The organism is Brevibacterium sp. ZH18 (genome assembly GCF_022748595.1).
Lineage (GTDB): Bacteria > Actinomycetota > Actinomycetes > Actinomycetales > Brevibacteriaceae > Brevibacterium.
On record NZ_JALDSX010000068.1, the window covers coordinates 1 to 14,346 of the forward strand.

Consider the following 14,346-nt stretch of genomic DNA (forward strand, 5'->3'; position numbering starts at 1 on the left):
CGTGGATCATCGGCCCTTCTTCGTATTCGCTGCCCAGTAGTACAACCTGGCCGATGCTGGCCGGCTGGCTGTCCAGCTGTCCAGCTGTCTGTCTGCCTGTCCCGCTGATCGCTGATAGCTGATCGTTGATCGCTGATCGTGCGGAGATCAGCAGGGCATCCCGCCGAGGCTGCCCGACGTCAGCTCAGTGACGCGAGCTCTGCGTGGACTTGAGCCAGATTGCGCGAGCCAGATCGTCGCGTCGCTCGATGAGCAGACGACGCAGCGCCGCAGGAGCATTCGGACGCGATGCCAACCATGCATCAGTCTTCTCGACCACAGCTTCGTCATCGACCGACCAGCGAGGGTAGAGGCCGAGCACCAGTCGCCGTGCGATCTCGATCGAATTGTCTGCCCAGAAGCCATCGAGTCGCGCGAAGTACTCGTCGACATAACTCTCGATGAGCGGCATGGCCGTCGGGGCCACGAAGCCTGAGATGATCGCCGACAGTACATCGTTGCTCAGTGCGCCGGCCTCATTGATGACCTCCCAAGCCCGGATCTTCACGATCGGCAGTGGCATGGCCGAACTCGCGGTCTCGGCGCGGAGCCGACCAGAGGAGCTGGGATCGGACTGGTTCTCTCGAGCGATGTCCATCTGATCCGCCCAGCCCAAGCACACGAGCGCGGTCAGCGCATTCCACCGCAGTGCGTGATCATTGATGAGTCCCTTGAACGGAAGCGAAGCAGCGGCATGATCGGGGGCGTCGGCGTCGGCGTCGCTCGCTTCGGAACCGGTCGACTCGGAGGGGTGGTCGTCAGGTGGTTCCGGTGCCAGTCGGCCGATCTCCTCGCCGACTGGCACGTTGAGGATCTGTGACGCGAAGCTGCGTCCCATCGCAATCGCAGGACTGCCGTTGAGACAGCGCGCAGTCCGCGACGTCAGCGCCAGCACGAGATTCGCCAGATGCAGCTGTGCATCGGATCCGGACTTGGCCGCGGCCAGCGCATCGAGCGCCGCCCCGAGCAATCCGGAGATCGCCGTCTCGAAGTTGCGGTCGGAGACCCACTGATCAAGACAGGTCAGCGCGGTCTGACTCAGACCGGCCATGATCCCTGCGTGGCTCTCCTTGCCGAGGCTGCGTGCATAGGCCGTGAGGTACCGCTGCACCGGCAGAAGCCCGTCGCGCACCGCGTTGTCCAGCGCTGACCAGACCAGAGCCCGCGACAGCGGATCGGTAATCCGCGATACCGATTTGACTGCGGCTTCGGTCGACGCCGGGTCCAACCGCACCCGTGCATAGTCGTGGTCGGCATAGTTGACCAGCGTGATCTCGCCGAGGGTGCGGCCGATGAGCTGCTCCACCTCGGCAGATGCGGTCGAGAAGTCGAAATCGAAGGAATCGATGGGCACCAACGACCGACCCGAGCGGCCGAGCGTCGCGATCTCAAGAGAGTGTGGCCGCAGCAGGTCGCCGCCGCGTGCCGAATCCGCCTGCGTGATCGTCGCACCCGTGATGCTCGACCGTCCCGAGCGCCTGGCACTGGTTGCAGCACCGCCCGCACCCGAACCGCTAGCACCGCCCGCACCAGCACTGGAGGCACCCGAACCGGACGAATCCGACGTCGTCAGCTGCAGGGTCAGCTCCGATACTCCGGACGTACCCAGCCATGCGCTGGCCCAGCTGGCGATGTCGCGCTCAGGGGCCGCCTCGGCGAGGCATTCGAGGAAGTCCGCAAGCTCTGTATTGCGGTATTCGAATCGTTTGAAGTACAGCCGGGACCCGGCGAAGAACGCCTCCCGACCGACGAACGCAACCAGCTGCTTGAGCACGGACGCGCCCTTGGCGTAGGTGATGCCGTCGAAGTTGAGTTTCGCGGCCTCGACATCGGGGATGTCGGCGACGATCGGGTGCGTGGTCGGATACAGATCCTGGGTGTACGCCCACGCCTTGCGGCGCAGTGCGAAGGTCACCCAGCCGTCGGTGAACCGAGTTGCCTCGGCCAAGGCCAGGCCGCCCATATAGTCAGCGAACGACTCCTTGAGCCACAGGTCGTCCCACCACTTCATGGTCACGAGGTCGCCGAACCACATGTGCGCCATCTCGTGGAGGATCACGTTGGCGCGAGACTCGTAGTTCGCGTCCGTGACCTTGTCTCGGAAGATCAGCCCGTCGGTGAACGTCACCAGACCTGGATTCTCCATCGCGCCGAGGTTGTACTCCGGGACGAAGATCTGATCGTACTTGCCCCAGGGGTAGGGGTAGTCGAACTCGGCGCTGAAGAAGTCCAGCCCGGCCTTCGTGATCGAGAAGATGTCAGAGGCGTCGAGGTGGTCGACGAGGCTCGCTCGCGTCCACGCGCCCAACTTCACGACCTCGCCGGTCGAGGGGTCGGTCCACTCATCGGTGGCACCCTCATACGGGCCTGCGGTGATGCACGTGATGTAGCTCGACTGCTTGAGCGTCGGAGCGAAGTGGTGGGTGACGGCGCCGCCGGTCGTCGAATCCTGGCCGGCCGCCGAGGCAGGCTCCTGGCTCGTTTCGGAGCGGTTCGACAGGACCTGGAAGTGAGCAGGCGCCGTGACGCTGAAGACGAATTCGGCTTTGAGATCCGGCTGATCGAAGTTCGCGAACACCCGGCGTGCATCGGTGGGTTCGTACTGCGTGTACAGGTAGACCTTGCCGTCGGCGGGATCGGTGAAGCGGTGCAGACCTTCGCCCGAGGTCGAATATCGGGCCTGCGCATCGATCGTCAGGGTGTTCCTACCCTCACGGACGGGAAAGGTCACACGCGCACCGTCGAAAACCTCGGCGGGGTTGAGCTTCTCACCATTGATGTCAGCCGCTGAGACGGAATCCGCGATCAGATCGATGAATGTGGTGCCCTCGGTGCGAGCCTTGAATTCGACCACAGTGCGAGAGCGATAGGTCTCAGCATCTGTTTCGGCATTGCTCACATCGATATGGACGGTGTAAATCTTGATCTTGAGCAGTTGGGTACGGCTCTGCGCTTCGTCTCTGGTCAGATTCGTTGTCATTCATAGCCTCCTCGGCGCACCGACTTTAGCATGTCACATTTCCGGTACGCTGAGTACAGCGGCGGCGAGAAGTGAAGGGGACCCATGGCGAAATCAGAGGTCAACAGCGTCCCCCGGCGCGCACTCAACATCGTGATCCACCGAGTGCGCATGGGCCTCAGACGCGTGCAGACGAACTTCGGGCAGCTGATCCAGATTCCGATCGCTGCGACCGCGGCCTACACCTTCTGCGTCTTCGTCCTCGGCCATCCTTACCCGTTCCTCGCGGCCGTCGCGTCTGCAGTCGGCATCGGACCTGTCGCCGACCGTCGACTGCGCCGCGCGCTGGAGATCGGTATCGGTGCAACCTTCGGCGTGCTCGTCGGTGAGATCCTGGTCAACGTCTACGGCAGCGGCATCTGGCAGCTCGCAGTGACCTTGTCCATCGGTCTCTTCATCGGCACGATGCTCAACTCCGGCGGCATCTTCATCACGCAGATCGCGGTCCAATCCGTCTACGTCATCGTGGTCCCGGCCAGCGCGTCCTCCATGCCCTTCCCCCGCACCCTGGATGCGCTCGCCGGATCGATGTGCGCAATCCTCCTGGCGCTCCTCATCCCACGGGATGCCCGCAAAGTGCCACGTGGACTGGCCGCGAACATGCTCGACGAGATCAGCGCGGTGCTCGAGATGATGTCCAAGGCACTGCGCGATGCCGACGTCGGCCTCGCCACCCGAGCGCTGACCCGGGCCCGCGAAACCCAGGACATCATCGATTCCTGGGGGTCCTCGCTCAAGATCTCGAGGGAGGCGGCGAAGATCAATGCGCGCGGCAGGCGCCATTCCGCCGAGGTGACCCGGCTGTCCCGTGCCCACACCCACGCGGACCGTGCGATGCGGACCATCCGAGTCATCGCACGCAGGGTCGTGGGCATCACCGAGTTCGGTGTGGAGAAGCCGATCATCGCTGGCTACGTCGGCTCGCTCTCGGACGGGTCGAAGAAACTCGAGGTGGCGCTGCGTCGGGGCACCGATCGCGCCCTGGCAGAAGCGGCCCTCGCCGAGGCTGCGAGCAGTCTCGATCCGCGCGCGGAGTCGACCTGGGACATCCACGACGAGTCGCTCGTGCTGCTGCTGCGGCCGGTCGCCGTCGACCTGCTGGAAGCCTGCGGGCTGACCAACGAAGGCGCCCAGAATCGACTTCCGTCATTGAGCGAAGACAAAGCCGAGGGCCCGCCCGCCGAGTGAGGGGCAGCCGGTCGCCGTCAGTCGAGTGAGGGGCCGGCAGCCGGCAGCCGGCAGCCGGCAGCCGGTAGCCGGTACAGCCGTCAGCCGGTACAGCCGCCCGCCGTTAGTCAGACCAGTCACTCAGCTGCTTTCGACGACAATGACGGTGTTGGTTCCGGGTTCGAGAGCTGTGAACTTGTGTGACTGATCCCCGGGGTGCGTGAGGTAGTCGCCCACGCGGAGCTCATACGACTGGCCGAGCACCTCGATGCGAGCCGCCCCCTGTCCCAAGATCACGTGCTCGATCGTTCCCACAGGGTGGGGCTGTGAGATCCGTGGTTCACCCGGCTCGGCCTGGATGAAGTAGATGTCGCGCCGTGCATTGGACGGCGATGCCGACAGCAGGGTCGCCGCATAGTTCGAAGTCGCTGACGGCAGGCTGGGCAGATCGCCTGCATGGACCAGCGCCACCTCATGCTGGGGCGGATCAAGGAGCCTGGACAAGGGGATGTCGAGTGCTGCTGCCAGCGCCCACATGGTTTCGATGCTGGGGTTGCCGGTACCCGCCTCCAGCCCGGACATCGTCGATTTGCCGACTCCGGCTCGACGCGCGACTTCGGAGAGCGAGAGATCGGCGCGCAGACGCTCCCGTTTGAGGGCCGCTGCGATCTGCGCGCGCGGTGACGGAACGGCGGCTGGCGCTGGCGCTTCATCCGTCACCGCCGTCGTCGCCGGTTCAGCTGGGGCCGGTCCAGCTGCAGCCGGTTCAGCTGGGGACAGTTCAGCTGCGGTCGACGGCGCGGCGGAGACATCTCGAGGTTGCGAACTCATGTGTTCACTATAGCGACATGTCGTTCTAGTTGACGAACGAATATATGGCGTGCAGTATATGGAACATGAGTTCAATATTCCGCACGGTCGATCGGGTTCTGCCGACTTCGACCTATCGTGACGTCGTGATCGTGACGATCACGATCATCGCAGTGGCGATGTCGTACGGTGCGATCTCGGCTGTCTCCGGCTTCGCCTGGTGGCAGACCCTGCTGTTGGCAATCTTCGCCCTCGGAGGGGCAGCGGAATTCACCTTCGTCGGCGTGATCGCAGCCGGCGGAGCCCCGATCCTCGCGGTGTTGGCCGGATTGCTCGTGAACTCGCGGAACTTTGCCTTCGGCGTGGCCGTCGGCCCCTTCTTCCCACAGGACTGGCGAGCACTCATCGCCGCCCACTGGGTCAACGACGAGTCGACGGCCCTGTCTCGCACAGGCAGCAACGACCGCGCCCGATGGCACGCCTTCCTCCTGATGGGGGCGGCCATCGCCTTGATGTGGCCGAGCGGGGCCATGCTCGGCCAGTGGCTCGGCAACGTCATCGACGCTGACCTCCTCGGACTCGACGCCGCCTTCCCGATCATCCTCTTCTGCCTCATCCGCGGCGACCTCAAGAATCGCTCGACCCTGCTGCTGACCCTCACCGGAATCGTCATCTCCGTCCTCCTCACGCCGCTGCTGCCGCTGGGCTTGGGCGCCGTGACCTCGCTGTCAGTGTTCGCGTTCGTGGCAGCCGGGTGGTTCATCCGATCCATCGTGAGGAAGCGCCGAGGTGGTGCGGACCAAGATGGTGCGGACAAAGGTGGTGCGGGCCAAGTTGGGGACGCGAACGGTTCACGCGGTGCTGGCTCGGGAGCTGGTGAGGCCGATTCCTGCACTGCGGACCGAACCACAATGAACGATGGCGAATGTAGGGAGGAGCCACGATGACCGCAGCCAGCTTCCTCATCGCGCTGGCCGCGCTGAGCATCGGCACCTACGTCATGCGATTCGCTGGGGTGAAACTCGGCGCAGCGATCGCTACAAAGGGAAAGCCCGCGAACGCGACGAACCCCGCGAACGCGACGAACCCCGCGAACGCGACGAACCCCGCGAACGCGACGAACCCCGCGAACGCGAAGAACCCTGCGAACGTGACGAACCCCGCGACCGCGAAGAACCCCGCGACCAAGTCAAACCCTGCGACCAAGTCAAACCCTGTCGGCGCCAAGGCCGACGCCGAGACGCCGGCGGACGAGGCGGACGGCGACTCGACGGCGAAGGTCACGATGTGGATGGATCGCGCGACGGTCGTGCTCATCGGAGCGGTCTTCGCGACGACAGCGATCTTCGACGGGCAGGCCATCGCCGATCCCGCCCGGCTCATCGGTGTCGGTGTCGGCGTCCTCGCATCGATTCTGCGCGTGCCTATGCTCTTCTGCGTATTCCTGGGGATGGGCGTGTGCGCGGTCATCCGGATGACTGGGATCCTCTGAGCTTCGGGCGAGCGGGTGGCGCCGCAGCACCCGCCTGCTTCACGCCGCCTGCTTCACGCCGCAGCACTCGCACGCTCCGCGCCTTCATGTGAGAGCTGTGGCCCGAGAGTGGGGATTCGCACAGGATTCGAGGCGACTGAGTGCCCGGCGATTCTTGGATTGCTAGGCTGGAGTGCATGGAAATCATTGCTGGCTTTCAGCGCATCGTCTTTCTCGCTCTGTCTCTCGGTGCGTTCGTCATCCAGATCTGGGCGTTCATCGACTGCCTCCGCTACAAGGATGAGAACTACCGCGCCGTCGACAAACAGAGCAAGAAGTTCTGGGCCATCATCCTCGGCGTCGGACTCGCGATCGCCCTGCTTGCACTTCCGCCGATGGGCATGCGCATGATCTTCCTCAACCTGATCGCCGTGGTCGCCGGCATCGTCTACCTCACCGACGTCCGACCGAAGATCAAGGCCATCGATCCGCGCAACCGCAACCGCAATAATCACCGCGGACGCTGACTGCTGACTGCTGACGCAGACCGTAGGCGCAGACATAGGCACAGACGCAGACCACCGATCGCTGACTGGACGACGCACACACAGATGACGACAGACCTCAACCTCCCCGGCCCCGAATCGAACTACATCGCCACGTTTGGCACCGGTGATCCCCACACGCTCTTCAGTCACGGCTTCGCCGGTGCGATCAGGGACACCCGGCCCTTCGGCACCGGAATCACCGGCACCAAGCATTTCCTCCACCTACCCGGCCACGGCGGCAGAACCTCACCGGGTCAGGGGTGGAACTACCCCCAGATCGCCGCGACGCTCGAGCAGGCCCTGACAGCTACCTCGGCGACCCGAGCGCTCGGCGTCTCGATGTCCGCCGGGGGACTGCTCAATCTGCTCAGCACGGCCCACCCAGTGACCCGAAACCTCGAGAAGGTCGCGCTCGTCCTCCCGGCCTCATTCACCGGATTCTCCGCCGAGGTGGCCGAGACCAACCGCTCCTACCTGGGGAAACTGCGTGGTTTGGTCGCCGACCGTGATGTCGAAGGGATCGTCGACCTGATGCTCTCGCGCGAACCCGCCGAGGTGGCCGAGCTTCTGCCAGCACGCGCGTGGACGCGGACGAAGGCTGAGAACCTCATCGGCACGGACATGTCCGACGGGCTCGGTCTTGCGCTCGAGATCGCCGTTGACGGCGGAGCCGACGCCCTTGGCGCTCTGGCGCAGTACCCGGGCGAGGTCCTCGTCCTCACTCACGAGGACGACCCCGCCCACCCGGTCGAGGTCGCGAAGTCGATCGCAGCCGCCATTCCCGGCTCCCGTCTGGAGGTCCTGCCTGCGGGATCGATCCTGTGGCGCGGGCGCCACGAAGTTCGCCGGATCCTCGGCGAGTTCTTTGGCTAAACTGTCACAGTGCGCATCTCCGTCGTCTCCCTCCACACCTCGCCCGCGGCCCAGCCCGGCCAAGGCGACGCCGGAGGTATGAACGTCTACGTCGACCAATCCGTGCGGGCTCTGGCCGCAGCCGGGCACTCGGTCGACGTCTTCACCGCCGACCCGGGCGGCATCGATGGATCCGGGGACTCCAGCCGCACCACGATGCTCATCGCGGACAGCATCCGATTGCACCACCTCCCAATCGACGCGGCCAGCAAGGATGAGCTCGCCGACGCAATCGATGAGCTCGCCGCACTGCTCCTGGCCGAGCCGGCCTACCGTGCTTCCGAACTGATCTGGGCTCACTATTGGATCTCCGCCGAGGCGGCCCTCCGGTCCCAGGAAATGCTGCAGGAGACAGCCCCGGAAAGTGCACCGCGGGAGGTCTCGGGTCAGCAGACCCTGACAGCGACCACATCGCCGACGACTCCACCCAAAATCATCGTGAGCATGCATACGATCGGTGCGGTGAAGAACCGTGATTCGGACACCAGCCACGAGCGGCCCCAGCGCCTTCAGGCCGAGGACAGGATCGCCTCGGCGGCGGATCTGATGGTGGCGAACACTCCTGCCGAGCGTCGAGATCTCATCCACGAACTCGGCGCCGAACCGGACTCCATTGTGGTGGCCAGGCCCGGTGTGGACCACGAGCTCTTCGCCCCGGGAGACCGGCTGCAGGCTCGTGCGGAGCTCGGATTCTCGTCAGAGGAATCCATCGTGCTCTACGTCGGGCGGATGCAATTCATCAAGGGCACCGACGTCATCGTCGACGCACTCGCCGGACTCCGTGAGAACAACCCGCATCTGGCTTCACGCACACGCGGAATCCTCCTGGGTGCAGAGTCCGGGATGCAGTCCGGTGCGAGCGCTGCGACAGCGGCAACCGGGTCGTCGACCTATCTCCGTGAACTCGCTTCGGCGATTAACTCCGAACCCAGCGTCGAGGTCCGTCGGCCGGTGCCTGCGCAGGAACTCGTCACCTACTATCGCGCAGCCGACGTCCTCCTCGTTCCCTCGCGCAGCGAATCCTTCGGCCTCGTCGCAGCGGAAGCCGCGGCATCAGGACTGCCCGCAATCGCCTCGGCGGTAGGAGGTCTGCCTGACATCGTCGAACACGGCCACTCCGGCGTGCTCATCGCCGATCACAACCGGCGACACTGGGCGATGGCCCTCGAGCGACTGCTCCTCGACGCCGATCTGCGCAGGGAACTCGCTGAGCATGCAGTTGCCCGATCCTCACGATTCGATTGGTCGCTCACGGTCCAAGCGGTCCTCGGCGCACTCGGAGAGCCCAACGAGACCCTGCAGGCAAGCGTCGAATCGACGGACCGTGGCAGGTCGACGACGATGCGGAAGACCGCGTTCACGGCTGGGAAAGGACACTGATGACTATGACCGACACCGAGGCGATCCTGGCCGGAGTGCGAGAGTGGGCGGACGAGAACGGCGTCGACATCGATCCCGTCGACGACGCCAACATCGTCGTGGTCCTGCCCGGCGAGAAGAAGCTGAAGACCAACGTGTCGATCAGCGTCGCGGCACGCACGGTCCAACTCCAGGCCTTCATCATTCGGCATCCTGATGAGAATGCAGAGGCATTCAATCGCTGGCTGCTGATGAAGAATCTCAAGCCGGGTCCGGTGGCGTTTGCTCTCGACAAGCTCGGCGATGTGCACCTGGTCGCCAGCGTGCCCAGGCACCGGCTGCTCGAAGAACTCGACTCGCTGCTCGGAGCTATTCTGGCGACGGCGGATTCGTCGTTCAACGAGCTGCTGCAGCTCGGGTTCCTCACCGGCATGAAGAAAGAGTGGGCCTGGCGGGTCAGCCGAGGCGAATCGACACGGAACCTCGCCGCCTTCGAAGACGTGCTCAGCGGACCGAACAACGAGTTCCTGCAGGAAGCGGCAATCGAACCTCCGCCCTCGCCCGAGATGCAGGCTGAGACCCGGACGCAGACGCCGGCAACCGACACTTGATCAGGCGAGCCCGCCTGAACCGAACAAGTGGCGCTGAATTGAACCAGCGGCGTTGAGCTGGACGGTTGGTGTTGAGCTGGTCGAGCCGTAATTATCTGAGGTGAATGTGCTGGTGTGAACACCACGTGCGCACCGTCGATTCGCCTGCATGGGTCTGCATCTATTTCGGCACAGATGTCCCCGAGGATGACCGCAGACGGTAGGTGGGTCTGCCTTTGCTGAGGCGGGCGTGCAAAAATGGTCCCATGACGCATAACCTCATCCTGCTGCGCCACGGCGAGAGCGAATGGAACCAGAAGAATCTGTTCACCGGTTGGGTCGATGTGCCCCTGACGGACAAGGGCCGGGCCGAGGGCCAGCGCGCGGGCGAACTCCTGCGCGAGGCCGACCTCATCCCCGACGTCGTCCACACCTCCCGCCTCAAGCGAGCGATCCTCACCGCGAACATCGCACTCGAGGCTGCCGACTTGTCGTGGCTCGACGTCCATCGCAGCTGGCGACTCAATGAGCGCCACTACGGTGCTCTGCAGGGCAAGGACAAGAAGGCGATCCGTGACGAGTTCGGCGAGGAGCAGTTCATGACCTGGCGTCGCTCCTTCGACACTCCACCGCCGGCCCTCAACGACGCCTCCGAATTCTCACAGGCCGGAGACCCGCGCTACTCGAACCTCGGCGACTCGCTGCCGCGCACGGAGTGCCTGGCCGACGTCATCGACCGTCTCCTGCCGTACTGGTACGACAGGCTCGTCCCTGAGCTGACTGTCGGCAAGACAGTGTTGGTCGCGGCACACGGAAACTCTCTGCGTGCTCTCGTCAAGCACCTCGACGGAATCTCCGACGCGGACATCACCGGGCTCAACATCCCGACCGGCATCCCACTGCACTACGAGCTGACCGAGGACTTCACCCCGGTCAAGCCCGGTGGAACCTATCTCGACGCAGACGCTGCCGAGGCCGCCATCGGTCAGGTCGCCAACCAGGGCCGCTGAGGCTTGCCCGCGATGCGTGGTCGAGGCTCGACGCCCTAGTCGGACGCGGTCGACCATCTTCGCTGGCTGGGCCCGCCCGCGGAGGCAGCTGGCTGGGCCCGCCCGCGGAGGCAGCCGACTGGGCCCGCCCGCGGAGGCAGCTGGCTCCGGCCGACCAATGAGACGACGATCGCCGAGGTGGATGTTCCACCTCGGCGATCGTGCGTTTCAGCGCTTCCGCACTGAGGGATCCCGGCTGTCGCCAGCCGCGGATCCCGACCGGTCGTCAGCCGCGGATGCGGCAGTCGACCGTCATGGTCACTTCTTCGACAGGTAAGGCTCCCAGTTGCCGGTGAGCAGGTACTCGACCTTCTGCGACACGGACACCGCGTGGTCGCCGAAGCGCTCGTAGTAGCGCGAGAGCAGCGTGACATCGGCGATATGGCGCGGTGCCAGGGATCCGGCGGGTGCCTCGGCGAGCTTGGCGAAGATGCTCAGGTGCAGTTCGTCGAGCTCCTCGTCGATCGCATTGATCGTCGGCACGGTGGACAGCCCGGGATTCGAGAGCAGGTTCTCGGTCGCCTCGGCGATCTTCTCTCCTGATTCGCCCATGCGGTTGAACGTGTCGGCGAAGTGGTCGGGGATCGCCGACTCCGGGTAGCGGATGCGGACCTGCTGTGCGATGTGTCGGGCCAGGTCGCCCATGCGCTCGAGTGAAGCGGACATCCGCAGCGAGCCGATGACGGCGCGCAGATCTGCGGCGACGGGAGCCTGCAGAGCCAGCATCTCGGCGGCCTGCTGGTCGAGTGCGAACTGCATGTTGTCGATGACGGCGTCGGCCTCGATGACCCTTTCGGCCAGCTCGAGGTCGTTGGTGCGCAGGGACTGGTTCGCCAGTCGAATCGCCTCGTGTACCTTGGTGGACATCTTGACCAGCTGCGTGGCCAGGTCGTCCAGTTCATTTCTGAAGACTTCGCGCATTGACAACGGTTCCTTAATCTCTTGCGAGCTCTCACTTGCGTCTTGACGTGCGTGGATCAGTTCCTGCGCGGATCAGTCCCACAGGCACACTGGCGTCAGCTTTCCACGTTCGGGTGAACGTTGTCTGACATGAACGTGAATTCCTCGCCAAAAGCGGCCGCAGAGGGCGAATTCGGTGCGTCGAGGACGCAGACTGCGCATAAGCTGGGAGTCATGGATCTCTTGATCGTAGCGGTCCTGACCGGCATCGTCGGCCTGGGACTTGGCATAGCGGGTATTTTGGCGTTTCGCTTCAGCGAACGCTCCCGTGATGCTGCCGATCTGCATTCCGAGGACGATCTGCCCGAAGGCATCGCTGAGGTCCTCGCAGTTCTCCCCTCTGCCGCTATTGTGCTCGACGCCGGTGACGACGTCGTCAAAGCCTCACCTGCGGCATACACTTTCGGCCTGGTCAGAGGGCATGCCCTGGCTTCGTCCGAAATGCTGGCCATGGTCGGCCGAGTTCGTTCCCGCGGGCTCATCGAAGAGATCGAACTCGAACAGAAGCGCGAGCATTCGGACTCGGTGCTGCGGTTCCTCCATGCTCGCGTGGCACCGCTGGGCACGTCCTTCGTGCTCGTGCTCTGCGACGACCTGACCGAGTCCAAACGCGTCGACGTCGTGCGCCGCGACTTCGTGGCCAACGTGTCCCACGAGCTCAAGACCCCGATCGGGGCGATGGCCCTCCTCGCCGAGGCGGTCACTGACTTCTCCGACGACCCGCAGGCAGTCGAGCGCTTCGGCGGTCGCATGCAGCGCGAATCGAAGCGACTGACCCAGCTGGTCCAGGAGATCATCGATCTGTCGCGCGTCCAGGACCACGCCGCTCCGTCCACGACGGAGAAGATCTCCGCCGCCGAGGTGGTCGACGATGCCGTCGATCGTGCTCGCACGCGAGCGGAGGGCAAGAACATCCACATCGAGGTCTCGCCCCCGGGCAGCATGCTCATCGAGGGCAATTACGAACTGCTCGTCAACGCGGTACGCAACCTCATCGACAACGCCATCAACTACTCTCCTGACGGAACCCGCGTCGGCGTGGGCGTCGAACTCGTCGACGAACGCGTCGAGATATCCGTGACCGACCAGGGCATCGGGCTCTCGCGACAGGACACCGAACGGGTCTTCGAGCGCTTCTACAGAGTCGACCCTGCACGGTCGCGCATCACCGGCGGCACCGGACTCGGACTGAGCATCGTCAAGCACATCATCGCCACCCACGGGGGAGAGGTGCGGGTTTGGAGCCAGCTCGGCAAGGGGTCGACCTTCACGATCGTGCTTCCATTGGCCGGCACGGCGCCCGAGGTCGAAGCCAGCTCCTCGGCCCCAGCCGGTGTTCTCCTCGAGCATTCGGCAGAGATGGAACCGGCTGATTCGACGGACGATGGTGAGTCCACCTCGGCGGGCAAGGATGACCCGGGAGCCACCTCGGCGGGTAAGGATGCCCCGGGTGCTACCTCGGCGGGTAAGGATGACCCGGGCGCCACCTCGGTGGGTGCGGATGAGTCCTTCGATGACGGCGGCGATGACAAGGCCGCTGGTGCCGGGGAGAATGGAACTACCCAAGATCTGACCACTGAAAGCAAACAAAGGAAGCTCACGACGTGACTCGAATTCTGCTTGTTGAGGATGAGGAATCGTTCTCGGACCCGCTGTCGTACCTGCTCGGGAAGGAGGGGTACGAGGTGTCCGTGGCCGATGACGGACTCAAGGCTCTGGCGGATTTCGACCGCAACGGCGCAGATCTGGTCCTCCTCGACCTGATGCTGCCCGGTGTCTCGGGTACGGAGGTGTGCCGGGAGCTGCGAGCGAAGTCGAATGTGCCGATCATCATGCTCACAGCCAAGGATTCGGAGATCGACAAGGTGGTGGGCCTTGAACTCGGTGCCGACGACTACGTGACGAAGCCCTATTCCTCCCGTGAGCTGCTCGCACGAGTCCGCGCGGTGCTGCGCCGCAATGTCGAGTCGGAGGCCTCCTTCGAAGACGAATCGGTGCTTGAGGCCGGCGGAGTCCGCATCGACGTCGAACGTCACGTCGTCAGTGTCCGAGGAGAAGAGCTGTCGATGCCGTTGAAGGAGTTCGAACTCCTCGAGATCCTCGTGCGCAACTCGGGTCGAGTGATGACCCGTGGTCAGCTCATCGACCGGATATGGGGCGAAGACTACGTCGGCGACACGAAGACCCTCGACGTCCACGTCAAGCGCCTGCGCGCCAAGGTCGAGGAGAACCCCTCGGAACCGCGCCTGCTCACCACTGTGCGTGGGCTGGGATACAAGTTCGAAGCCTGAGGTACTGGGGTACTGAGGTGCTGGGGTGCTGAGGTGTTGGGGTACTGCGGTACTAAGGCACTGAGGTGCTGAGTTATTGAGGACGCCGAGGCGGGAGCCCCGGCGTCACAGACAGAGGGAGCCGCTCACAC

General features: G+C 64.4%; 13 protein-coding genes. 10 read left to right on the forward strand and 3 right to left on the reverse strand.

The window, feature by feature from the left end:
• Nucleotides 1-184: 184 nt before the first annotated feature.
• The gene (gene pepN, locus MPN20_RS16120) at nt 185-3,019 is read right to left on the reverse strand and encodes an aminopeptidase N (protein WP_242783791.1); all 2,835 of its coding nucleotides are present in this window, start codon (nt 3,017-3,019) and stop codon (nt 185-187) included.
• An 84-nt stretch (nt 3,020-3,103) separates the two neighbouring features.
• Here pepN and MPN20_RS16125 point away from each other — a divergent pair, with 84 nt between their 5' ends.
• Entirely contained in the window at nt 3,104-4,246 is a 1,143-nt protein-coding gene (locus MPN20_RS16125; protein ID WP_242783793.1) for an FUSC family protein, read from the forward strand.
• A 120-nt stretch (nt 4,247-4,366) separates the two neighbouring features.
• Here the strand turns inward: MPN20_RS16125 and MPN20_RS16130 are convergent, their stop codons facing one another.
• Complete coding sequence (locus MPN20_RS16130) at nt 4,367-5,056, reverse strand: XRE family transcriptional regulator (RefSeq protein ID WP_242783795.1); 690 nt, start codon at nt 5,054-5,056, stop codon at nt 4,367-4,369.
• Nucleotides 5,057-5,121: 65 nt separating this feature from the next.
• Between MPN20_RS16130 and MPN20_RS16135 the strand changes: the two genes are divergently transcribed.
• The 7 genes from MPN20_RS16135 to MPN20_RS16165 all read left to right on the forward strand — a co-directional run bounded on the left by MPN20_RS16135 (nt 5,122) and on the right by MPN20_RS16165 (nt 10,925).
• Nucleotides 5,122-5,982, forward strand: coding sequence for an AzlC family ABC transporter permease (locus MPN20_RS16135; RefSeq protein WP_242783797.1), 861 nt, complete (start codon nt 5,122-5,124; stop codon nt 5,980-5,982).
• Nucleotides 5,979-6,527, forward strand: a complete 549-nt coding sequence (locus tag MPN20_RS16140) for an AzlD domain-containing protein (protein ID WP_242783799.1) — start codon at nt 5,979-5,981, stop codon at nt 6,525-6,527. Before MPN20_RS16135 ends, MPN20_RS16140 begins: the two co-directional genes overlap by 4 nt.
• 176 nt (nt 6,528-6,703) lie before the next feature.
• The gene (locus tag MPN20_RS16145; protein ID WP_242783801.1) at nt 6,704-7,033 is read left to right on the forward strand and encodes a DUF2516 family protein; all 330 of its coding nucleotides are present in this window, start codon (nt 6,704-6,706) and stop codon (nt 7,031-7,033) included.
• A gap of 84 nt (nt 7,034-7,117) precedes the next feature.
• Complete coding sequence (locus MPN20_RS16150; RefSeq protein WP_242783803.1) at nt 7,118-7,927, forward strand: alpha/beta hydrolase; 810 nt, start codon at nt 7,118-7,120, stop codon at nt 7,925-7,927.
• 9 nt (nt 7,928-7,936) lie between these two features.
• The gene (locus MPN20_RS16155) at nt 7,937-9,346 is read left to right on the forward strand and encodes a glycosyltransferase (protein ID WP_242783805.1); all 1,410 of its coding nucleotides are present in this window, start codon (nt 7,937-7,939) and stop codon (nt 9,344-9,346) included.
• Complete coding sequence (locus MPN20_RS16160) at nt 9,346-9,936, forward strand: YbjN domain-containing protein (protein ID WP_242783806.1); 591 nt, start codon at nt 9,346-9,348, stop codon at nt 9,934-9,936. Before MPN20_RS16155 ends, MPN20_RS16160 begins: the two co-directional genes overlap by 1 nt.
• 245 nt (nt 9,937-10,181) lie before the next feature.
• Nucleotides 10,182-10,925, forward strand: coding sequence for a phosphoglyceromutase (locus MPN20_RS16165; RefSeq protein WP_242783807.1), 744 nt, complete (start codon nt 10,182-10,184; stop codon nt 10,923-10,925).
• Between the two features lie 297 nt (nt 10,926-11,222).
• Here the strand turns inward: MPN20_RS16165 and phoU are convergent, their stop codons facing one another.
• Complete coding sequence (gene phoU, locus MPN20_RS16170; RefSeq protein ID WP_242783808.1) at nt 11,223-11,885, reverse strand: phosphate signaling complex protein PhoU; 663 nt, start codon at nt 11,883-11,885, stop codon at nt 11,223-11,225.
• 213 nt (nt 11,886-12,098) lie between these two features.
• Here phoU and MPN20_RS16175 point away from each other — a divergent pair, with 213 nt between their 5' ends.
• Nucleotides 12,099-13,532 (forward strand): ATP-binding protein, encoded by a 1,434-nt coding sequence (locus MPN20_RS16175; protein WP_242783809.1) that lies wholly within the window; start codon nt 12,099-12,101, stop codon nt 13,530-13,532.
• Nucleotides 13,529-14,215, forward strand: coding sequence for a response regulator transcription factor (locus tag MPN20_RS16180; protein WP_242783810.1), 687 nt, complete (start codon nt 13,529-13,531; stop codon nt 14,213-14,215). Before MPN20_RS16175 ends, MPN20_RS16180 begins: the two co-directional genes overlap by 4 nt.
• Nucleotides 14,216-14,346 lie beyond the last annotated feature (131 nt).

Coding starts and splice junctions, on each gene's coding strand:
- pepN (WP_242783791.1), bottom strand. CDS start 3,019: ATGACAACGAATCTGACCAGAGACGAAGCGCAGAGCCGTACCCAACTG.
- MPN20_RS16125 (WP_242783793.1), top strand. CDS start 3,104: ATGGCGAAATCAGAGGTCAACAGCGTCCCCCGGCGCGCACTCAACATC.
- MPN20_RS16130 (WP_242783795.1), bottom strand. CDS start 5,056: ATGAGTTCGCAACCTCGAGATGTCTCCGCCGCGCCGTCGACCGCAGCT.
- MPN20_RS16135 (WP_242783797.1), top strand. CDS start 5,122: ATGAGTTCAATATTCCGCACGGTCGATCGGGTTCTGCCGACTTCGACC.
- MPN20_RS16140 (WP_242783799.1), top strand. CDS start 5,979: ATGACCGCAGCCAGCTTCCTCATCGCGCTGGCCGCGCTGAGCATCGGC.
- MPN20_RS16145 (WP_242783801.1), top strand. CDS start 6,704: ATGGAAATCATTGCTGGCTTTCAGCGCATCGTCTTTCTCGCTCTGTCT.
- MPN20_RS16150 (WP_242783803.1), top strand. CDS start 7,118: ATGACGACAGACCTCAACCTCCCCGGCCCCGAATCGAACTACATCGCC.
- MPN20_RS16160 (WP_242783806.1), top strand. CDS start 9,346: ATGACTATGACCGACACCGAGGCGATCCTGGCCGGAGTGCGAGAGTGG.
- MPN20_RS16165 (WP_242783807.1), top strand. CDS start 10,182: ATGACGCATAACCTCATCCTGCTGCGCCACGGCGAGAGCGAATGGAAC.
- phoU (WP_242783808.1), bottom strand. CDS start 11,885: ATGCGCGAAGTCTTCAGAAATGAACTGGACGACCTGGCCACGCAGCTG.
- MPN20_RS16175 (WP_242783809.1), top strand. CDS start 12,099: ATGGATCTCTTGATCGTAGCGGTCCTGACCGGCATCGTCGGCCTGGGA.